15 protein-coding genes are annotated in these 21,497 nt (G+C 36.5%); 5 read left to right on the top strand and 10 right to left on the bottom strand.

Annotation, left to right across the window (positions count from 1 at the left end; genetic code table 11):
• Positions 1–25: 25 nt before the first annotated feature.
• The 6 genes from coxB to RGQ13_RS18185 form a co-directional block, all read right to left on the bottom strand.
• Positions 26–1,558 carry a cytochrome c oxidase subunit II gene (gene coxB / locus RGQ13_RS18210; protein ID WP_405054143.1) on the bottom strand — a complete coding sequence of 511 codons (1,533 nt, stop codon included), beginning with the start codon at positions 1,556–1,558 and terminating at the stop codon, positions 26–28.
• Positions 1,559–1,940: 382 nt separating this feature from the next.
• Complete coding sequence (lexA, locus tag RGQ13_RS18205; protein WP_348391149.1) at positions 1,941–2,555, bottom strand: transcriptional repressor LexA; 615 nt, start codon at positions 2,553–2,555, stop codon at positions 1,941–1,943.
• Positions 2,556–3,881: 1,326 nt separating this feature from the next.
• On the bottom strand, positions 3,882–5,405 hold the full coding sequence (locus RGQ13_RS18200) for a serine hydrolase domain-containing protein (protein ID WP_348391148.1): 1,524 nt from the start codon (positions 5,403–5,405) through the stop codon (positions 3,882–3,884).
• Positions 5,406–5,729: 324 nt separating this feature from the next.
• The gene (locus RGQ13_RS18195; RefSeq protein ID WP_348391147.1) at positions 5,730–6,233 is read right to left on the bottom strand and encodes a hypothetical protein; all 504 of its coding nucleotides are present in this window, start codon (positions 6,231–6,233) and stop codon (positions 5,730–5,732) included.
• Between the two features lie 191 nt (positions 6,234–6,424).
• Positions 6,425–6,805, bottom strand: coding sequence for a hypothetical protein (locus tag RGQ13_RS18190; protein WP_348391146.1), 381 nt, complete (start codon positions 6,803–6,805; stop codon positions 6,425–6,427).
• A 42-nt stretch (positions 6,806–6,847) separates the two neighbouring features.
• Positions 6,848–7,303 (bottom strand): nuclear transport factor 2 family protein, encoded by a 456-nt coding sequence (locus tag RGQ13_RS18185; RefSeq protein WP_348391145.1) that lies wholly within the window; start codon positions 7,301–7,303, stop codon positions 6,848–6,850.
• 740 nt (positions 7,304–8,043) lie between these two features.
• On the opposite strand from RGQ13_RS18185, the gene RGQ13_RS18180 reads away from it, so the two are divergent.
• Complete coding sequence (locus RGQ13_RS18180; RefSeq protein ID WP_348391144.1) at positions 8,044–8,952, top strand: hypothetical protein; 909 nt, start codon at positions 8,044–8,046, stop codon at positions 8,950–8,952.
• An 816-nt stretch (positions 8,953–9,768) separates the two neighbouring features.
• Here RGQ13_RS18180 and RGQ13_RS18175 read toward each other — a convergent pair.
• From RGQ13_RS18175 to RGQ13_RS18160, 4 genes are all read right to left on the bottom strand, one after another.
• Complete coding sequence (locus RGQ13_RS18175; protein WP_348391143.1) at positions 9,769–10,413, bottom strand: hypothetical protein; 645 nt, start codon at positions 10,411–10,413, stop codon at positions 9,769–9,771.
• A 102-nt stretch (positions 10,414–10,515) separates the two neighbouring features.
• Complete coding sequence (locus RGQ13_RS18170; RefSeq protein ID WP_348391142.1) at positions 10,516–12,723, bottom strand: hypothetical protein; 2,208 nt, start codon at positions 12,721–12,723, stop codon at positions 10,516–10,518.
• Between the two features lie 151 nt (positions 12,724–12,874).
• Positions 12,875–14,380: a reverse transcriptase domain-containing protein gene (locus tag RGQ13_RS18165; RefSeq protein ID WP_348391141.1), complete on the bottom strand. Its 1,506-nt coding sequence runs from the start codon at positions 14,378–14,380 to the stop codon at positions 12,875–12,877.
• Positions 14,381–14,871: 491 nt separating this feature from the next.
• Positions 14,872–15,252: a transposase gene (locus RGQ13_RS18160; RefSeq protein ID WP_348391140.1), complete on the bottom strand. Its 381-nt coding sequence runs from the start codon at positions 15,250–15,252 to the stop codon at positions 14,872–14,874.
• A 357-nt stretch (positions 15,253–15,609) separates the two neighbouring features.
• Between RGQ13_RS18160 and RGQ13_RS18155 the strand changes: the two genes are divergently transcribed.
• The 4 genes from RGQ13_RS18155 to RGQ13_RS18140 are packed head-to-tail and all read left to right on the top strand — an operon-like array spanning position 15,610 to position 20,980.
• Complete coding sequence (locus RGQ13_RS18155) at positions 15,610–16,245, top strand: TnsA endonuclease N-terminal domain-containing protein (RefSeq protein ID WP_348391139.1); 636 nt, start codon at positions 15,610–15,612, stop codon at positions 16,243–16,245.
• A gap of 1 nt (position 16,246) precedes the next feature.
• Complete coding sequence (locus RGQ13_RS18150) at positions 16,247–18,226, top strand: hypothetical protein (RefSeq protein WP_348391138.1); 1,980 nt, start codon at positions 16,247–16,249, stop codon at positions 18,224–18,226.
• Positions 18,227–18,240: 14 nt separating this feature from the next.
• Entirely contained in the window at positions 18,241–19,200 is a 960-nt protein-coding gene (locus RGQ13_RS18145) for a TniB family NTP-binding protein (RefSeq protein WP_348391137.1), read from the top strand.
• On the top strand, positions 19,193–20,980 hold the full coding sequence (locus tag RGQ13_RS18140) for a hypothetical protein (protein WP_348391136.1): 1,788 nt from the start codon (positions 19,193–19,195) through the stop codon (positions 20,978–20,980). The genes RGQ13_RS18145 and RGQ13_RS18140 overlap by 8 nt, the downstream gene beginning before the upstream one ends.
• Positions 20,981–21,497: the final 517 nt, after the last annotated feature.

Here is a 21,497-nt window from a genome sequence, read left to right as displayed (position 1 = left end):
TTGCTGTTGTCATAATCATTCCCCCTTATTTGGCTACGTCGTTAGCTTGAACCATATCGCCGGTGCTATTGCCCCAAGCATTACGTTCATAAGTTATTACTGCAGCCATCTCTTGTGGAGATAACTGTGCAGCAAAGCCCATCATGGCAGTGCCCGCTTTACCATCTACAACCATGCTAATGTGTGCATTAACATCGCCAGTGGCAATTGGACTACCTTTTAAGGCTGGGAATGCTGGTGGCATACCAGCGCCTGAGGCTTGGTGACAAGCAGCACAACGGGTGTTGTAAACTTCTTCTCCTTTGCTCATTAACTCATCCATAGACAAGTCGGCTAAATTTACTTCAGTGCTTTCAACAGCAACTTCTTCTACGGCAGCAGGAGTCGACGGTTCAGCAATTGTTGCGCCATCAGTTCCTTCGACAATAAATTTAACATCAGCAGGTTGTACAGCTTGACCGGTATTATTATCCCAAGCATTACGCTCGTACGTTATAACCGCGGCAATCTCTTTAAGTGATAACTGCTTACCGTAACCTTGCATGCCTGTACCAGAACGGCCATTGAAAACCACGGCAATGTGTTCGCCAAGTTTACTTGGTGCAGTAGCTATTTCACTGCCTTTAAGTGCAGGGAATGCTGGTGGTAAACCCATACCTGTTGGTTGGTGACATGCTGCACAATGAGCAGCATAAGTTTGCTCACCTAACGCCATTAACTCTTCCATAGGAAGTTTAGCTGTAAGTGATTGCGCTTCAGCTTCAGCTGCTTTAGTCATTGCAATCTTTTGCTCATTTACCCAAAGTTCGTAATCAACTTCAGAGCGAACATCAACCACAATAGGCATGAACCCATGATCTTTACCACAAAGTTCAGCACATTGACCGCGGTAAATTCCTGGCTCATTAACAAAGGTCCAAGCTTCATTGATAAAACCAGGGTTCGCATCTTGTTTAACTGCAAATGCTGGAACCCACCAAGCGTGAATAACATCATCTGAAGTAATTAAGAAACGAACTTTACGATTTACTGGAATTACTAACGGTTTGTCTACTTCAAGTAAGTAATTTTCACCTTTTGCTTCACCAGGACCGTTTTGATTTTGATACTGAGCTGTCGGTGTAGATAAAACACTGTAAAACTCAATGCCTTGATCAAAATACTTATAATGCCATTTCCACTGCGAACCAGTAACTTGCACGGTGATATCAGAATTACTGTTATCTTCCATGTCAATCAACGTGGTTGTTGCAGGCCATGCCATACCGATAAGAATTAAAATAGGGATAGCGGTCCAAAGAATTTCTACTTTAGTGCTTTCATGAAATGAGGCAGGTTTTGCCCCTTTGGACTTACGGTGAAAGATCATTGACCAGAACATAGCGCCAAAAACAACGACACCAATTACCGTACAAATCCACATTACCAACATATGCAAATCATAGACTTCATGGCTGACTTCGGTCACACCTTTAGTTAGATTTAATTGCATATCTGCCCAAGCTGAACTGGAAATTAAACTTCCCAACAACAGCCAACCCAGGTTACGTCTCTTCACTCGACATCTCCTCTGCTTTTATTAGCCTAGAAAATACAGAAATAAGTGACAAGATACATCTTTATTCGATGTCTCTAATTTCCGTAATTTATTTTTATTATTGTGTTACGTAAAAAACCTACATCGATGAATGGGGTAGGGAGTCTACAGCGTAATATTTGTATATTATCCGCTCTAGAATTACTTAATTTTTAGGCAAGGTCTAGTGCTTTGTTATAAAAAAGTTAAATTAATTACTTAAATGTTAGTAGAGTAAATACTACTAAAATTGAATAGGTTAGGCGCAGTTAAAGGGACACAGAGAAAAGAAAAAGGCTAAATTAAGTGAATAATTTAGCCTTTATGTGTTGTTTGTTTTTTATACTGTTAAAGTGGCGGCAGACTACATCCAATCAGCGTTGCGGATAACACCAACAGCAATGCCTTCAATATTAAAATGTTGGTTAGCTAAGTCGACAATAATTGGAGAGAAGTCTTCATTTTCTGCATGTAAATGCACTACATTACCGTCACGCTTATAACGTTTTACCGTTACGTCGTCTTCAACTCTAGCAACCACGACTTGGCCATTTTGAATATCAGTTGTTTGATGAACCGCTAATAAATCACCATCTAAAATACCAATGTCTTTCATGCTTTCGCCATTTACTCGTAATAAGTAATCGGCAGCGGGATGAAATAAACTACCATCAATTTTGTAATGCTCTTCAACATGCTCTTGCGCCAAAATGGGCTCACCAGCAGCAACTCGGCCAATTAGTGGTAAGCCTTCTTCTTCGATATGTTCTTCTGCAAGGCGAATACCACGAGACGTACCCGGCAGCATTTCTATAAAACCTTTCTTAGCGAGCGCTTTTAAATGCTCTTCTGCTGCATTGGCCGACTTGAAACCGAAGAAATCAGCAATTTCAGCTCGCGTAGGCGGCATTCCTGTATCGGCAATTTTTTCTTTAATAAGATCAAATATTTGTTGCTGTCTGTTAGTAAGTGGGCGCATATTATTTTTGAGTAACCTGTTTTTCTGTACAGTACATTGTACTGTCAGTATATACAGCTATAAAGTAAACGCAACTGTAAATCCTTAAAATGATTAAATTTATGTGGTTTCCAGTTCCAAATAAAATTTTGTCCAGAGGGGTGAAACTGTATATTTAAGTCAATTCCTAATTATGCAAAGTAGTAGTCTTTATAACATATTGTAATATATAAATTTATATGAACAGTCCATGAGAAATATGGCCTGACAGTAAAAGTCTATTATGTGTAAGGTAAGTTTTCAAGCACGGTAATGGTGCGTAGGGGCATGGCGCTAACCTTTATGCCGATCGAAAATCAATTAAACTCACCTTTATAATAGGGGGCGGCCTCTATGAACGTAGCTTAATTTATGTTCAAAACTACATGTTGATGTTTATCTAAGTGTCAAAAAATCATAAGTAGTTGCGTTTTTTGCAATAACTCGTATCCCGTGCGTTCCCAACCGTGTAAAAAGCTGAACTAACTAATATGCAAATGACCATATGTTCCAAAATGGAACCAACCACTCAATTGTCCAACAAGTTGTTGGACAATTGAGGATTCAAACGAGAAAACACTAAAAAATGAAGGGCTGTTTCGTGCCAAAATCAGGAAAAGAAAAAATCGCCGTCATATAAAAGAAGAAGCTCCTAAATAAATTATCATTTAGGAGCTAAGCTAGAGTGAGAAGAAGGATCTCCTGAAGCATGTTGTGGATCGGCTTAGTGGCATTAGTTGTCGTATAAGGAGCTTTATCGGACAATTATTGATTTATACGACATTTTAGGCGTCGGAAAGCCCAAAACCTTCCGCTTAGTGGCAAAATCAGCCATGATTCACCTAATTTTTGTGACTTCACTAAAAACAGGTGAAAGATAGGTGAAAAGCGACCGCTCGTGGCAGTTGGTGTCATTAGTCTGGGTCGAGTGATTCAACAGGCTTCTTTGCGTTGTAATGCCACAGAAACGGACGGTTTACTACGAAGTAGCGAAAAAATTATACTTGGCAATAATTCGTCGAATATTCGACCTCAAGTGTCACAAAGAAGACCTTAAACTTGAGATCGCAAATTCTTTTGTTGCCACATTGCGGACGGTTTCAGAAATGAAAAACCAGACCTCAAAGGGTCTGGTTTGTGCCAACTGCGGTCATTCGACTTGCGGATTATTTTCGGTGCCTTTTTACCTTAAGAGGCAGAGAAATTTGTATTGGAATGCGTAGCAGGTGTAAGCTGTAGGATTAAAAGCTTGCCCGTGGTTTTGTCCCTTCCTGAATCAGGTTACCCATCTCCATTTATTAACCCACTTCATTGCTCGGCTTCCTCTGTTGATTTCTTAAACAAAACATTGCCCACTAATACGGTCCTAATTATTCCCCAAGCTAGGGCCAATGTGCCAGATATTATTGCTGCCCAAGAGATGTCTGGAGCAAATAATAATACATCAGACACTGTCATTTGATTTGCCTTTGGAAGCACCACTAAAAATGCGATCGAAAGTAAAACGCTCATCACAAGTGGGGCGACTAAAAATCTGAAATAGCTCCACCGATTTAGAGTAGGCAATCCAGATTTCCAACGTTTAATTAACAGGAAAGTTCGCGGTATCCCAATCAGCTGCAAAACTAAAATTAATGTAATTGCATAAAAAACTTTATCAAAAGTGCCAGCCCTGCTTTCTCTTATTTTTCCGCCTGTCAAAAGCAAATAAACATTCTCTGGCAGCATTCTGACCGTACCATCAAATACGGAATCTTGCCCGTTAATGAGCACCACCACTCCCAAGCCTTCTTCAGGAATCATAATAATTTCCGAACGATAGTTCGCAACTAAACCCTTATGCATTACAAGCTTTTTTCCATTAAGCTGTCGACTTAGCCATCCCATCGCATAATGTTGCTTCTCGGGAGTATGGTATAGTTGCATCGAAGCATCAGAGAGCAGTTTGTTATCAAGGTAACGCCCACTATTTAGTTGGGCAATCATATAGTGGCTGATATCTTTTGCACTGGATATCAGATAACCAGCAGGTTTTTTTCGTCTGGGGTAAGGAATATCAGGGGTTGGAAAAGCTTTCCCTATAAAATAATTGTATCCCGTCGCAAGTCCATTATTTCGCGCTGATTCCTTATCTGTATAACTATGTGTCATATCAAGGGGATCAAATATATTCTTTTGAATATATTTTTCATAACTCATACCAGAGACCGTCTGAACGACAAGACCAAGCAAGTCATAATTTGTATTGCTATAATTAAAACTGCTCCCAACAGGAGTTACAAGATTTACATCCTTAAGTTCCCTAATTCCTTTTTCCAAAGCTTCAGGCGATGTATCCCCATCTGTAAATTTCTTTCTGCCTGTTTCTGTGGAAAAACCGCTGGTTTGATTTAGTAAATGTCTTAATGTTATTTCTGAGGACTTATCCTTATCACCAACCCTGAACCAAGGAATGTAATTTTGCACAGGCTTGTCCAGTTCAATTAACCCTTTATCAAACAATTGCAAAATTGCCATCGCTGTGAAGGATTTTGATGTCGACCCCAATATAAAAGAGGTATCCCCTGTTACCCTTCGCCCATTCTCGTCAGCTTTCCCAAATCCTTGTACGTGGATAGTTGTATCACCCTTAACAATAGCTAACGCTAAACCAGGTATTTCTGAGCGGCCCATCTCCAATTCAATATAAGACACAATTTTATCAACCATATCTTTTTCAACAATATCGGATGCTTGGACAAAAGGTGGGTTATGAATTAGTAACCCAAAAAGTAAAACACAAGCCCGTATGTATTTTATCTGTTTTTTAAAGCTCTTATAATCAAATGCCATGTTTCCAGCTTCCTTATATAAAAACCTGTTTTGTAGCTAATAAAATGTTAGCTTAATATTTACACTTGTAAAGGAATTATAATTTATGGTAGATACCTCAATTAAAAAGAGTTTTAACTTCAAGCTAAAATGAAAGCTGTTGCTTTACTATTTATGTTCAAAGTCGGAGTAGTTACCATTATTGGAAGAAGCTCGTACGTCAGCTATAGAGAATGAAATGATTACAATCAGAAGAGCTTGTGCGGCTGTTGTTCGCATTACGTTAAACAGCCATCGGTCTCAAGTGTGCCAATAGCGGTCTATTAGAAAGTTCTAATATAGGCTTTAAATGACGCCAAATCCTTTTAGGTAACTTAATACTATCCCTAAAATTGAAATTATGATTAGCAGTTCAATGCGAGTTATTCTAAAGGGCTCTTTATCTTTTTTTTCCTCAATAGTCTTTCCTTTGACAAGGACATCATAAGCAGTAGTGAAGTCGATTGCCTTCTCAGCTAAATAAACATCCATAGCTCCAGCCCCCATAACGGCTTCCTTAAACGCTCTCTTTTCAACGTTAGTATAACCCCCCTCGTCTAGGCCTTCGAGGCAAATTAATACGTTTGCTTTTACCCATCTCCTTACCGTTAATTGTTGCATTACCTTTTTAATATCCCGCTCAAGCTCAAAGAAATCACCAGTTAAGCTTCTCGGGTGGCTAGAACTGCGTCTAATTGATAACACTTTTCGAGTGATTAAATTTTCACCCGTTAATTCGTGAGGAGATACTTTAATTTGAAATGCTTGTTTAAACATTGGGAGTTTGGAGATTGTTCTTATTATATCCATATTAATCTTTAATTTTACTTCCGCTATTCGCTCTTATGCGACCGTCGCAATTATTGTTTATTTGTACAAATACAATACATGATGTTATTGTAAAAACACAAGTTTTTAGTTGTCGCTACCGACTGCTTTGAGCTGTGATTTCAATCGGTGAATGCAAATTAAATTACTTTAACTCATCTCAGGTGTTGTACTTACTTAAAAGAGTTAAGCTTGTGGCCTTGCCTTATGTCCCACAAGAAATACAGGCTTACTAAAATACCCCCCATCAAAACAATACACATATAGGTAATCCAAAAAGTCCCATTGGCGAGCGGGAGTTCGTCTATAATCGTAGCGTGGCTTTCTTTGATAGCCACCCAAACTTGCATATTTACAATTAAAGAGATTGCCATACTTCCCACAGAAATTACATACAAGGCGCAGACCACAAATACTTGATAGTGTGTAAGTTTAGCTCCAACAATGAATGCGGTAATTAAGAAACCGAATGTAAATGAGATATAAATGGTAAAGCTTGTTAATGCGTTATTAGCGTATAACGCAATGAGTTCGAGCGTTTCAGCATTGGTCATGAATCACCTTCCAATATATTTCGATAACAGTAAAAGCTAACTCTATAGAGGCCACGCGCCTTGGTCTATTGTGCCCATCCACCATGTTTCTACCAGCTTCCCTTCTTTGAGACGATAAAGCTGTACGCCTCGGCCCTGATTTTTCTCACCTGTTTTTGGGTCAGTAGTCGAAACAGTCCATAAAGCCCAAATCAGGTCTTTATCGGCAGATATTTTAAGATTAACAAATCTCATATTAAGTTTTTCACGGTAATTTTTAATTTCTTGTAAATATTCTCCCCTTGTAACTGTTCTATTGCCTTTAGGTTCATGCCTTATATAAGTTGCAGCTACAATTTGGGGCATTAAATCGTAATGTCCCTCGTTCCACAAATCAGTCCATTGTTTATAAACCTTCAGATTATGTTTTTCTTCAGAAGATTGCGCAAAAGCCATAGGTACAATAGAAAGATATATTATCGCTACAATAATCGTTTTAATTTTTGTTTCTAAATTCATAATTAAAGCCTTAAACTAGAGGACGCTTTGTGTCTTTGGAAATTATAGTACAAATGTTCTGTTATTAAAGTAGAGGGTATGAGAGGAAGGAAAAGGCACAATTTGCACGGTTGCGGCATTTAGCGTAAGTTATTGAAAACGAACGGCTCCGATGAGCGAATAGGCGACCTTTGTTGATTTGATTTATATAAAACCAAAAGATATTCAAAATACCTTTAACCTCTACTTTTACACATTTTGTTAGTCAGTTATTTAAAAATAGAGTATTTGAAAATTCCCTAAATTGAAAGGTTCGCTGATATGTAATAAACAAGTGTTATTCAATAAATGTATACGTCACTATATAGAACATTCGTAATTTCAATCCAGTCGCATCAATAATTATTTATTTATTTATCAATAATTAATTATTTATCAATAATTAATTATTAATTATTAATTATTTATCAATTATTTAACACGCCTTGCTTTGAGAATTGATATTGGTTTGTCAGAGTGTATATTGTCCGCTAACAAACCTGTTAGATGGACTTAATCGAGCAAAAAATGTTTGAACGTCAGGCAGGCTATATAAACTACAGATATAAATTTGACACGTTGTTTCAAATGGTTGATTCAATTTGTTCAGTGTGATTTTTATTAGTAATTTAATAGTGTCGGTTGATTTTGAGAATGTATAATTCACATTTTTGGCAGATATTTGTTCTTGTTTTTGTTAATTTAAAATTAAGGATATTTACATGAAGTATCAGTCTATAGTGTCGGCTTGTTTAGTGTCGATGCTTTACGGTTGCGCGAGTACAATGACATCTGGTGGGGTGAGTGTTTCTGAGCCAAGTGACATTGATATATATAACGCTAAAGTTGCCTATTGTGAGGTTTTCACTTATGAAAATGCAACCTATTACACAGGGAACGATCCGAAAAAATCTCCTGCTATTCGTAAAGAGGAAAAAGAAAAATCATGGAATGCTTGGCAGCAAAAGCGTAAAGAATTGAAGTCTGAATTAATAGGTAAACGGTTTTTTATTTCTCACCCCGCAGCATTTTTTACATTTGATGAAAGTACACAATATTTAAAGTTTTATGGCAAAGGTCTTTCAAAGGGCAAATATTCAACTTACGCCTCAGCGGTGCCTGAGAAGGTGTTATTTAATAATCGTGATTACTTAACTAGAGCGTATGATTTTCCTCTCCCAAGAGGAGCTTATAAATTTGGTCCTGGAGTGGGTTCAAGAGTTACAGCTCTTTTCAAAAACTATGGTAATGCTAATCAGAATGTTCATGGAACATATGTAATTAACAATGTCGTTCTGCCAAATTATAAAATGCGTACAGGACTGTTCTCGGATCCCGTGCCAAATCGTAAAATGCCCATGTTTGGAGTTACCCTTCATACAAAGAAGTGGTACGAAAGGGATGATTCACCAATTGTTCAAAAAGAAGGGACGTTTTATTTAGATACGACCAAATTTAATTTCTTAGATTCTTTTGGAGAGTATCCCGATCTTAGTACGCCTTATATAAATATATCTTATGTTTTTGAGTTTAAGGGGTGTAGTGGAAATAGGGTGACAGGTGATATTAAAGAGGTAGTGTTAACAACTCGTAAATCAAAAAAAGAGCTTTATCGAGTCTTTTATAAATAATTCACTTTAGTATTTAGTCCAAGTGGGTACTATTATTTACCCACTTTTTTATTGTTAGCCTACCGATAACAATATTTAAAATATAGGTGTACGGATAATATATTCAAACAAATATCTATATTGGGATACCAAATAGGTACTATCTAACTATTAATTTGAAAAAGTGCTTTTACCCTCTTTCGCAAACTTTGAAATAAATATTAGCAATAAGTATTGCTTAATTTAGTGTGATTTAGGTCAGGAATGCGGTGTGAAGAAGACTTTATCTTGATATGAAAAAGCAGTCTTATAAAGACTATATTGTGGCTTTAGTTGATATTAATAGGTGACAACCCAACTTCCGCTTATGGCATTTAAGAGACGAATGAGAACCAATGTTTTTACTGAAAAGTAATCCCCTTTTTGTGATGTTTTATACACTCTATAGATAACTTAGCCCTATAATGCCCTTTTTGTGATATTTTAAACGCTCAATAGATAACTTAGCTCTATAATCCCCTTTTTGTTGACTTATGTATCATTTGACAGCTCCCGTATCGCAGCGGTGAGACTTTCCGCCGTTTTAGGTAAAACATATCCAAAAACAAGGTTGCGGGTTAAAACTAGAGGTAGGTGAAGAGACATCTGGCGCATTGATATTTATAAGTGAACTACTCGGCAATATATAACCTAGGCTGCGTAGAACCATCCTTAAAGCTGTTATTGATTGGTATATATACTTCTCATTTCTCCTGCTGCCACACAAGAGACATTAGGATTTAGCTAGAAAAAGTAATTTCGGATTAGTTTTTGTATTGATAACACCATAGTCACTTGTTATGAGTAAATTTCACGAATTGCATCAATCAAACCGTATACAATTAATGGATTGTCTACTCTAGCTTCTGGATGACAGTATGCTACAACATATTTACAAGGTGCTCTTTCATACCACCAAATACCCCGTATAGTTCTATTCCATTTATATTCATCTAATCCTGCAACACTTTTGAACAAGTCTCCAGTACCACCACAAATAGTGATGTCTGGATCATATAAAGAAAACTGTTTTTTAATAAACTCACTATCTTCATTGGCAACAGATTTAAGAGAAGCAATATCAGCTGTATGTGTGCCTGGTGATTTTTTTAAATTCATAGCGCATATAGATTTAAGTTGGGATTTTCTATCTTGTTCATCGATGTTATCAATGTCTTCCCAAGGAATATTTCGATCTATATTTCTTATGCTGTTTATCCAGCGGACAACATTATTCCAAGTTTGAGCGCGTGCCCCATTAGATAGAAATTCTCTTAGATCCCAGCCACCACCGTCAGGGTCGTTAACTTCCTTCAATACAACGCATATTTTTATTTTTGAGTTTAAATAATCTAGTTCAGAAACTAAACCGTCCGAAACGAAACCTTCTCTATTTCCTTTCCACTCGTCAAATAGATTATTTTCGCTAGCAGTGATCGACATAAAATCCCTTTATAACGCCTCACTAAGAGGCAAATAATAGTTGGTTAAAATAAGCGACGCAGGAGCAAAGCCAACTGTTATTTGTCCTGCTGAAATGACTTGTTATAGTGCAGGCTCACTTTCTTGAGGAGCAGGCACAGTAGACTCTAACTCTAAAATTTCTGAATACAAAGTGATCAGATGTTCAATAGTTAAATCTAATATTGGTTCATACATAAAAGAGTTAAGGTGAATATTAGAGCTAACGGTAATGCTAACTTTCTCAAGGGTTTTGATAGCATTGCTATCTGGCAATTCTTTTACGTATAATTTTATTAATGCGCCAAATTGATTCATTGATTGACACCAATAAGTATCGTTTTCTTTTATTTTACGCATTTCTTCGATAAGGAAAATTTCAGATCTCATTCTAATGGCAATTGATAAAAGGACTTTATCCTCTAAGTTTAGTCCTTCATGATTAGCTCTATTCTTGATCTCGTTAGCTTTAACAAATAGTAATTCTTTAAATGAGTTTGTATTGGTAGTCGGGTAGTTGGTACCAAATAAGCGATTATAAATTTCGTAATAGTCCCCAATTGTAATTTGGGCTGTATCTTCTTTCCAGTGCAGCAGACTAGTGAGCTTCAAGTAGTCTGGATCATCTTCACCTTTTATGTACTCAAGTAGGTTTCTTGTAAAAGGTACAGTTGCACACAAAATGAAGTCACTGCTTGTTATATGCTCTTTCCACTTACCAATAAAGTAATTTTTTATGCCTTCTGCTTTTGACAGTTTTATGCCATCAGCTGTTCTACTAGCCATTAGACATCTTTCATAGCGTACAAAACTATTAGATAAAGTCCTAAAGAAATCAAAATTGTGAGTCAAAATTAATTGTGAAAAATGCTCTACTTTTGATATATCCTCAAGATATTGAACAATTGCATGCTTATTCTTGTAGTCGAAAGAGTCCGCAACGTCGTCAATAATAAAAAGGGTTTCCGCTGATTTGCTTTTTCTATCTTCGACTTCAAAGATAAAATTAAGAAGATAGAGTGCGCGTCTTTCACCTTGACTTAGAGACTTAATTTCACTTCTAGTACAATCTATATGATCATTACCATCTTTAAACGTAAACTTTAATTTTGCTTTATCTTTTCCTAATGCGGCATCAACCTGATTAAATAATGACAAAGTGAATGGCATATCGATAAAACGATTATTAAAAAGTTCTATAGCTGTAGACCAGTTCGGAGCTTCTGTTGCAGCTGCTAATTCAATTTGTCGTAATTCAGCCTGATTGGCTGAGAAAGCTTCTATAAATACGTCAGTATCTGGACTATTTTGAATATAAAAAGCCCATAAACTCCGCTTGAATTCTGCTTGGTTTTCAGGTTTAACATTATGTAAAAGTAAATCAACTTCTGTGGCAGAAATATTCTCCAAGAGTGAAATCAATGCTTGAGTTTGTGCATTTTTAGCTAAGTTTCCCCTTAACTTTTTAAGCTCAGCGTCGCTGTCAATTGATTCGTGCACAACTCTCATTTTTTCTTGTAGTTCTTCGTAATTAATCGAAGAATCATCACCTTGTAAATGAACTTTATGTCCACCAGCAAAGTATCCTTGCTTGTTTAAGGTACTAAAAGAAGTGTCTGCTTTTGTAGGGTTAAAAATTCCGCGGCTGTATATAGTACCTGTTTGATTAAAAAGATCTTGATATCGTTGATTAAATTCATTGGATTTTGATAAGAATTCAGGGCTTTCTAAAATAGAAATAGCTTTAGGATCGAATATTTCATTATAAATAAAGCTACCTAAATCATCACCAACAACAACTTCTTTTGCTAACTCTATTGCCCTTACAAAATCATTTGTTTGAAAGTCATTTATAAGTTTATTTTCGACATCATCTTTTTTAAATTTGGACTTTTTCTGAAGTGTAGTTTGAAGCTTTGATTTCAACTTATTAATATTAGAGATCAATGAATCATATCTAGATTTACTTTCCTGATTAATAAGAATGTTCGTTACAGCATCATTGTCAGAACTGATTTCTATTTCAGATTTAAGAACGTATATTTGTTCTTTCTGAATTTCGACATTATCAGCTTCAATAACACAAGTTGGTTGTCGATTAAAACGTTCTTCTTTAGGTTGATCACCTTTTGATAATGCATCAAAAGTTCTAGAAAACGATGTTTTCATCAGTCCGTTTGGGGCATAAATTGAGTAAGCTTTAGCTTTTCCTCGGTTATTCGATAAATCAAAAATTTCATTAAATGAAGAAATACCGTAACAATTTTCAAGACGTACTTTAAGGTTATCCATAACTCATCTCTTTAAATATTTACCTAGGGTAGATTAATCACCTAGCCCTATAACGCCCTGTTAATGGGCAAAATATAGTTGGCTAAAATTAGCGGCGAAGGAACAAAAGCCAACTGTACTTTGTCCTTGTTAAACAGCTTGTTAGCTGAGTTTACACTGTAGAGTAGTCGTAATTTAATGACTCAGGGTTCATAACTTTTTCAATGCCTGCTTCTAATAACCCTTTTTGTAATGCTTTGTGAATCAACAAAAAGCTTGGAACTTCTAATAATGCTTTCCCATTAATTCGCTCTTTAGCGCAAGATTTTAACAGTTGCTCCCTTGATTGATTAAATGGAAAACTATGGTACTGGTTAAATCCCCACTGTAAAAGCAACTCAGCTCTTAGTTGAATGGTCCTATGTAATATTGATAGTAACCAACCATCTAACTTAGTTAATTGCTCAACATCATTAACCAAAGGATAGAAACTCATGACACCTTTGAAATAGATTCTCTTGGTTCTACCTGAAAGGTAGTCCTTCATTTGTTTTTTACTTAACCCACCGTATATATAACGTCTACATTGCATCATTGCAGATAATAAAGAAATATCTCTATTATTAGATGGTATTTTTTGCCCTGCTAAAGTGGACTGTTTTAATGGCTGTATTAAGTTTCTATATAAAATATATGAAAGTTGCTTTTTAATTTTTTGGAGGGACTTTTCCTTAATTGAAACATTCTCAACTGACAAGGTATACCCTAGAAAATCAACGCTGCTCTTAGCACTTATTTCAGACGGGAAATCTTCTTTTGTTAATAGTGAAATTCCTTCAGATTTAGAAGCGTTAATTTTAACACCTGCGTCATTCGAAAATTCATTTATTAAACCAAAAGAGTTACATATTTTTGAGTAATCAGGAGTCCAGACAACAGTATCATCTGCATATCTTGAAAATTTAACACCTTCTTTTTCTAAGCTGTGATCAAACTTCCAGCATGTAAGGTTTGCCAAAAACAAACTTATTGAAGTTCCCTGGGGTATGCCAACCTTACGGTCACTTAAAAAGGATTTTATAACATATTTTTCTTCTGGACTTATAAAAAATCCGTTCTTATCAAATTGCTGAAAAAGATATTCATGAGAGATCGAACCAAAAAAGTCCGAAAAATCAAATTCAGCGAGAAAGGTTCTTTCATCTAGCGCTAGATCAACAGCAATATCTTGTATTGCAAAGTGGACGTTACGATCATTTCGATAAGCATATGAAAAAGAACTAAACCTATGTCGATTTTTAGCCAATAACCGATTAAAGAATAATTTAGATATAGCTGCATCTGGAATTTGAAATATAGAAACAACTCTTTCTCCACCATCAGATTTAGCAACAGTTTTTAAATACGGAGGGTTAGGTTGATAAGTTCTATTTTCAATGTTTTTTGCAATAGAATTGGCAATGCTTTTATGTCGTTTTCTTACATAAAAAGGATTAAATTTTTTGTCATGGCACCAGTAGTCAGGAACATGAATGACCTTCTTACTTGCTGAGTTGCCAAGGCGCTTTTCATTTCTAATTTGCTCTAAGTGCATTCGGTTATGATATTCATGGTACCGAGCAATTAATTTATCAGCTTCGTCTTTGATAATTTTTGCTATTTGCTGCTCTAAATCCATAATATTTCCATACAAAAAAGCCTGAGTAAACTCAGGCTAAATCACGGTGTCAACCCAAGTAAAAGTAAGTTACCATTTGGTTGGCGAAGTTTCGACGCTCCGCCCCCGCCAGTGTAAAGATTTACAACTGAAGACTTGCCATTTCTGAACAAGTAGAAGGTGAAACCGTTATTCCCATAAGGAATTCAAATAACTTTATCAATCAAATACTTTAGAATCAATAGCTAATGCTGATTTGATTCAGCTAACGCCCTGTTAAAGGGCAAAATTCAGTTGGCTAAAAATTGAGTGCTTCGAAAGCCCATATTTGTCGAGTGATAAAGAACTCTTAAATATAATGAACGTGCTTAAAAACACAAAGTAGTTGCCCCGTCAGTGTTGGATTAACATTAGCAGTGCATAAAAGTAATATATTCGCATGGGAGCATATCAATAAATTATGCTAAGTCTAATCGGTGAATACCAAAGGCTGAATATCTATATGCAGTTCCCTAGCGATGAAAACTATTCCACTTAATTGAAAATAACTCACAGATACAAGTTTGTCCACATTGCTTTAAGTTATAAAACCTTTTTGCAAGTTCTCTTCTCACCTTAGAGCTAGGAAACTCACTTTTAATAAAGTCGGTGGCAGCATTGCTTATTTGAAGCAACTTTACGTTGTCATCTCTTAGCCTGCGGTTTTCTTTCTCTAATCGGCACATCTTTTCAATCTGATCCTCTGACATTTTTCCGTACTTTTTTCTTAAGTAGTAAAATGTAGGATTATTAATATTATTTTCTTTAAAGAAGTCCTTAGCGGTTCCTTCTTTTTTTTCAAATGAGCTTAAGAGCCTAAAAATCACTTGATGCGTGAATGTAGGTTTAACCATGTTTTGAAGATCCCTTTAATTACATATTGGTGATTAGTAAAAATCGTAAGTCTCACCATTATTTATCAATGGGTTAGCTATTAATTTGCACTAGGCGCAATTTGTGGTGTTTTAATCTGCTTTAGTTTGCGATTTAATTTAACTCAATGAACAACCAGACCATTTGAGTTAAACAAGCATGCCTTTTTCAAAGCCCCAACCTTTAATTATTGCAGATATTAACTATACTTCAAGAAAACAGGCGGAATATTTTAAATTTTTTGATGAGGAAAAAAACAGTTCAGATAAAAAAATAACAACATGCGGATGTATTCCTCAAACGATAGCAATACGCAATAAATCGTTAGGAGAAGTGCAATGATGAATCTAACTCGACCCATACCGAGAAAAAGTCGAGTAATGCCGCCAATGCGGTTTGCTGCGATTAAACCTAACATCAGTGTTCACTGTGATAGCCATCTCGAAATGTGTTTTTATCATTTGCTTGAGTTCGATAAGGCCGTACACACCTACAAACCTCAGCCGTTCAGTTTTTCGTATAAAGTCGATGGCAAGATAAGGCGTTATACCCCTGATGTTCTCGTAAAATATGTAGATGGACACTTTGAATCGTGGGAAGTGAAGTCTCAATTTGAAGCGTTAAAACCTAAATTTCAAAAAAAATATGATCGACTTACCCAAGTGTTCAACGAAGACATCGGCCATCCGCTTCGTCTAGTCACCTGTGACACCATAAAAAAAGGGTGTACCGTTGCCAACCTCAGAGAGCTCTATCGTTTTCGTTTAATAAATATACCCCAAGAAACCCTTGATCAGGCAAGCAGTATTTTAACTGTTGGCCAAGAATACCACTTGAGTGAGCTCCACCAGATCTTTAAATCATTAAATTCATCGGCTTCCGCAATAAAAATGCTTATTGCACATGGCCTCCTATCTTTTGACTTTGCAAAGCCATTAAATGAGTCAACCATTCTAAAATTTGAGAGTGTGTAATATGCAAAATTTCGCTATTAAAAAAGGCAGTGACATCCTTTATCACCAAAAGTCAGCATCAATAGTTGCAGCAGAGCAGCAATGTATTGTCATTTCAGTAAATGCGGCATTAGAGACATTAACCCCTGCTGAATATTATGAAAAAATTGAACAGGGTTTAATAACACGACCACCATCAGAAATGGTAGTGGCTCAATGCGTTACACGACTCACTTACGAAGAACGGGAATTAGCAGAAAAATACTGTGATTATATACGGCCACTCGAAACCGAGGCCGAGCCATACGCTACTGAAGCTGTTCGACGTATCATTTTTGAAGTAGCTCAGAAGCGTGGAGATACAGGTAAAAATGTGCCGAAACTGGGTACTTTAAAAGGGTGGTATAGAAAATATACTAGTGATGATATTGGTCGAAATGTCATAAAAATGGTTAAGTCTACGGCGACTCCTCGTGCCTCACAGTTTTACGAAGCAATGATGGATTTATTTTTTGAGGTAATCGATAAAGAGTATCTACATCTCAACGGATCAAGTGCTACAGAGACTTACCTAAAGTTTAGAAACCAGGCCGCGAAATATCTGCGTGTAATACCTAAAAAACATCGTAAAAAAGAAAAGGTAATCAAGCGTTCTACATTTTTTGACTACATCAGCAAGCTTGATCCAGTAGAAGTGGTTAGGGAAAGAGAGGGGTGGGCCGCCGCAGAAACTAAATATCGCTACTCTAAGGAGCACATTGTTGCTACCCGACCACTTGAACACGTGCAAATTGATGCAGTTCACATTAATTTAGGGTTAACCGATGGTGATGGCAATTACGTTGGTATGCCTGTGGTTTACTTCGCCATCGATGTATTTACACGGACCATACTGGGCTATGTTATTTCCTATGCAGAAGTTAGAACAGAAGAGGGGATTGCAGCTGTAGAATTGATTAAGCGTATTATACGGCCAAAAAAAAAGCCTGAGCATTGTGTAAATGGCTATCCTCTCTATGGAAAGCCAGAGAGTTTGAGGCATGATAGCGGTGTTTTTTCAGGGAAGTTATGTGAAGACTACCTTGCTCATATGCAAATTCATGACATGACATCAGAAGTAAGCAAACCTTGGAGGAATGCCATGGTTGAACGCTTCAACCGTACTTTTAGAGAGCAATGCTGTAAAAAAATAATAGGTTATGTAGGTAAGCGCACCGCTGAATATAAAGATACTTCAACCGTAAAAGCTCTTGCTGTTTGTAAGGTAGACGAATTCGTTTTAATTACCGAGAAATTTATTCTAGATGTTTACCATCAAAACCCTCATGCAGGGATAGATGGTATGTCCCCTGCACAAATGGCTAATAAATATAAGGCTCTTGTCGAAATTCCGAGTATCGAATACTTAAGTAAACTTAACAGTTTTATTGGACGGGAATTTACACCATCAATCCAAGCTGTTAAAGGTATTCAAAAAAACAGCGTTTTTTATATCAACGCTAAATTAGCCAAACTTCGCAATAAAATTGACCCTTCGACTAAGAAAACAGTCAAAATCACAGCGTATTATAATGAATTAGACATATCTAAAATTAGTGTACTTGACCCATTCACGGGAGAGCAATTCACGGTGGATTGTACAAGTATTAAAGAGCCAATCAGTCTTGCTGAATATAAGGCTTTAAAAGGAGCAAGTAAGAAAAGGCTCTCGGCTACCTCCCGTAAAACCATCGAAACATCAACAACGATTATTGGTGATATTCAACAGCGATATGATGAAAAAGAGGCTGAAAAAGCAAGAAACAAAAAGTCTCATGAAGAACCTGAAATTGCTCGCTTTATTCCACCAGAAGAACTTGATGAAATCGTAGGTCAAGGCAAACCAACTTCCTCACAAGAAGATACATCCCATTTGTCCGTTGAAAGTCCTAGTAGCACTTCATCATTCCCATCAGCCATAAAACGTACTCGATTAAAATCGATCAAGCGTCTAAATACATAAGAGATTTATCAGTCATGTCAAACTTTGAACTTAAACCAGAAACCATTGCTTTTAAAAAACGCTATAGCATGGTGGAAAGATATCAAACACCGATTTCCTTAATCGAAAATACAATTAAATATCGAGAACTAGAAACTAGCGGTCTGATGATCGTTGCATTATCTGGAAGCGGTAAATCTAGAATGACTGAGTATGTACGAGAATCAAACGAGTATCCATATTGCGCTCATAAAGACCATAAATTTGGTATTTATGTTGAAGCACCAGGCACATCAATGAGTGGTTTTCTCACTGCAATCCTTACAGCTCTTGGCGATCCAAAGCCAAGTTTTGGCGATTTGGACTCCCAAAAGTCGCGAATAATTACACTTATTGGTGAATTAGATGTAAAGGTGGTTTTTTTGGACGAAATCCAAGTCATCTTACCAAGTTCTGGCTTATTACCAACATCAAAAGTGGTGAAAATCCTAAAGGAACTTATAAATAAAACCTCAGCAGCTTGGGTTCTTATGGGGACTCCTGAAGCTGCGGAATTAATTGAGGTAGACACCCAGTTAAAAGACCGATTTAACCGTCTAGTTACCATCCCCGCATTTGGCTGTTGCAGTAACGAGGATGCTCTCGACTTCATAGAGTATCTATTTGATATTTTAGAAAGTTTTCCACGAAAACTCCCGTATTTTACATGCCTTAACGAGTCACTTGTTGAGGGTGAAATTTGTTATATCGATTCAGTAAATTATGACAATCTACTTCGCTTTTGTTTGGCCACAAATGGTAAAGCTCGTGGCATTGCCAACCTATTAATGGAATGTGTAGAACAAACAGCAGAGAACAAAGCAGTCACAAGGTCAGTCCTGAGTAGCGCATTTAATTCTCGCTTTAAAAATGACGCAAATGTTGAAATAGATCCTTTTACAGCTTCAATCAAGAAAGTAAAAGATGAACTAAAAAAGAGGGGGCTATATGCATAAACGATTCACTGTTCGACCAATACCTTATTCGGATGAAAGCTTTATTGGTTTTGTTTTAAGAGTCGCTAAGGTCAATGGTTACAAAAAGCTATCCCATATTTTTGGTGTTATTGACTTACCGTTTTTAATCACTACCTTGGAAATTAGCAGCAATATGTTTCAAAAGCTTATCAATAAACTTGCGCCTTTTCTTTTACTAAAACCTGATGCGTTATTTAAGCAATTTTCTGAAACTCAGTGCTTATACTTTGATGAACACCGCGGCATTAAAAAAATAAACTTACAAGCACCACATATTTGCATTAGTTGCTTCCAGGCGGGAGATGCATACTTAAAACAAGACTGGCAATTAGCCCATCATACTCATTGCGAGGTACACTGTTCCCAATTACAAAGCGCTTGCCCATGTTGCAAGACTAGCTTTACTTGGAATACATACTTATTTGATGGCTGTGCGAAGTGTGGATTACGCTGGGTTGATGTATCAATGCTTAATGGTGGGGATATTCCATTATACCAAGCAATGCTAAACAGGCTTACTGGAATGCCGCGAGAAAATTATTTACGGGGGCTATACAAAGCATTAATTCACGCCTCAAGGCCATCTGATTATTTAACAGTATCGTTAAATCGATTCCCAGAGCTTGGAGGATGCGCTCATAAATATTTCGACAAAGCATACGCGTTATTAAGTGCACCAGCATTTAGGCAGCGAACTAAATGTGAACTCAACCATCATTTAGCGAGCCATTTAACAAGTATCAAAACTTGTGATCTTGCAGCATTAAACTACCCAGCTTGTAACTTATCCGCTCTTCAGTTGCCATACAATGATGACGACAGTATTGAACCTTTACCTGCTCAAGTGGATTTTTTACCGAAAATAATCAGAAAAAATTTATCCAATAAGCTTGTGGCACCTGTACTTTCACTACTATCAGATGAACAGGCAGCAAAATTAATCGGGTTAACCCCAAGTCAGCTTAATGAACTTGCTCGAAATAAAGGTATTGAGTCCATTATCAATAGCTCTCAGCATGTTTACTCTTTAAATCAAGTTGATAATTGGCTAACTAATATCATCAAAACGGCATCACCGTCAGTCAATATTAATAAAGGCCTATCCATCTGCATCAATGAAATTGATAAATTAGGAGAAAAATACCTGTGTAGCTTTGCTGAAACTTTTTCCTTATTATTGAGAGAGAAGTTACCGTTATTTGATATTGAGAAAAACAATAAACTAACGGGTATTTACGTAAATAGGCTTCAATTACAAAGTCTGCTCCAAGAAAACACTAATCGTCAGTTTAACACTCTATTATCTAAGTCTGTGTTATCAAAGTTCTTCTGCATACGAGAGCATAAAATTTCATTACTTGCTAAAGTATTCGAGTGGGAATCCGTTGCAGTGAATAGAGTAAAATCTGCGTACAAGCCACAAGATATTAAGAGCTTTTTTGAAAGTCACATTGTATTAGATAAATGGTGCGAGGAAAGGGTTTATCCAAAATCTAGTTTGTACCAATATTTAAATGATCACAATGTACGACCCGTTGCTAATACGATTGATGAGCGATGGGTTTTGCATGTATTCGAAAAGTCGGCAAAGCTTTTTCAAGTCATTGATAGTTTTGAAAAAGACTGGCTAAAAAGTAAAGCTCCGCGACATCTGCCTTATGGCTTCAATAAAATCCAACCAAATTTTTACAAACAAGCGTCAAGTGTTCATAGAATAAATCATGAGATGCTCAGCCGACAGTTTCCCCTCACGTTATAAAATCAAACGTCTGTTATTGCTAAACAATCTAACCTTTTAAAATAGCTGTACTCACAGAGTACAGCTATTCTCGTATCTGCCTCGTTAACACACTTCTTGCTATTCATCTAATTTTTGATATGCTGTAAAAGTTCCCCATGGAATCGCATATATAATATTGATTTACTTATAATTATTATGTGTTTTCGGTTTTAGAATTAGCTGGATTTTGTGCGGCTAATCTCACCATTATCTGGATCAGATCTAAAAGGCTATCTGGATTATCCCCCTAAGTTATTGATTTTAAATAGAGGTGAATTTCACCTTAATTTGGACCCCACATTTATCTGCTAAGCAAAGAAACATTGTGCTAAATGCAAAGCGATTATAATGCCATTGGTATGCGCCGTTAGACTGTTTAAACCTATGTATTTTTATAATTTAGATCAATTTTAAAGCGAATTACTTATTAACTATCTTGACAGTGTCATGTTTTGGCGTTATTTTGTTTGCCGGCTAACTTGACAGTGTCAACTTT

Source organism: Thalassotalea psychrophila (genome assembly GCF_031583595.1).
Taxonomy (GTDB): Bacteria; Pseudomonadota; Gammaproteobacteria; order Enterobacterales; family Alteromonadaceae; genus Thalassotalea_A; species Thalassotalea_A psychrophila.
The sequence above is the reverse complement of the archived record's forward strand: the minus strand, read 5'-3'. Positions and strand labels throughout refer to the sequence as shown.

Coding starts and splice junctions, on each gene's coding strand:
- lexA (WP_348391149.1), bottom strand. CDS start 2,555: ATGCGCCCACTTACTAACAGACAGCAACAAATATTTGATCTTATTAAA.
- RGQ13_RS18200 (WP_348391148.1), bottom strand. CDS start 5,405: ATGGCATTTGATTATAAGAGCTTTAAAAAACAGATAAAATACATACGG.
- RGQ13_RS18195 (WP_348391147.1), bottom strand. CDS start 6,233: ATGGATATAATAAGAACAATCTCCAAACTCCCAATGTTTAAACAAGCA.
- RGQ13_RS18190 (WP_348391146.1), bottom strand. CDS start 6,805: ATGACCAATGCTGAAACGCTCGAACTCATTGCGTTATACGCTAATAAC.
- RGQ13_RS18185 (WP_348391145.1), bottom strand. CDS start 7,303: ATGAATTTAGAAACAAAAATTAAAACGATTATTGTAGCGATAATATAT.
- RGQ13_RS18180 (WP_348391144.1), top strand. CDS start 8,044: ATGAAGTATCAGTCTATAGTGTCGGCTTGTTTAGTGTCGATGCTTTAC.
- RGQ13_RS18175 (WP_348391143.1), bottom strand. CDS start 10,413: ATGTCGATCACTGCTAGCGAAAATAATCTATTTGACGAGTGGAAAGGA.
- RGQ13_RS18170 (WP_348391142.1), bottom strand. CDS start 12,723: ATGGATAACCTTAAAGTACGTCTTGAAAATTGTTACGGTATTTCTTCA.
- RGQ13_RS18165 (WP_348391141.1), bottom strand. CDS start 14,380: ATGGATTTAGAGCAGCAAATAGCAAAAATTATCAAAGACGAAGCTGAT.
- RGQ13_RS18160 (WP_348391140.1), bottom strand. CDS start 15,252: ATGGTTAAACCTACATTCACGCATCAAGTGATTTTTAGGCTCTTAAGC.
- RGQ13_RS18155 (WP_348391139.1), top strand. CDS start 15,610: ATGATGAATCTAACTCGACCCATACCGAGAAAAAGTCGAGTAATGCCG.
- RGQ13_RS18150 (WP_348391138.1), top strand. CDS start 16,247: ATGCAAAATTTCGCTATTAAAAAAGGCAGTGACATCCTTTATCACCAA.
- RGQ13_RS18145 (WP_348391137.1), top strand. CDS start 18,241: ATGTCAAACTTTGAACTTAAACCAGAAACCATTGCTTTTAAAAAACGC.
- RGQ13_RS18140 (WP_348391136.1), top strand. CDS start 19,193: ATGCATAAACGATTCACTGTTCGACCAATACCTTATTCGGATGAAAGC.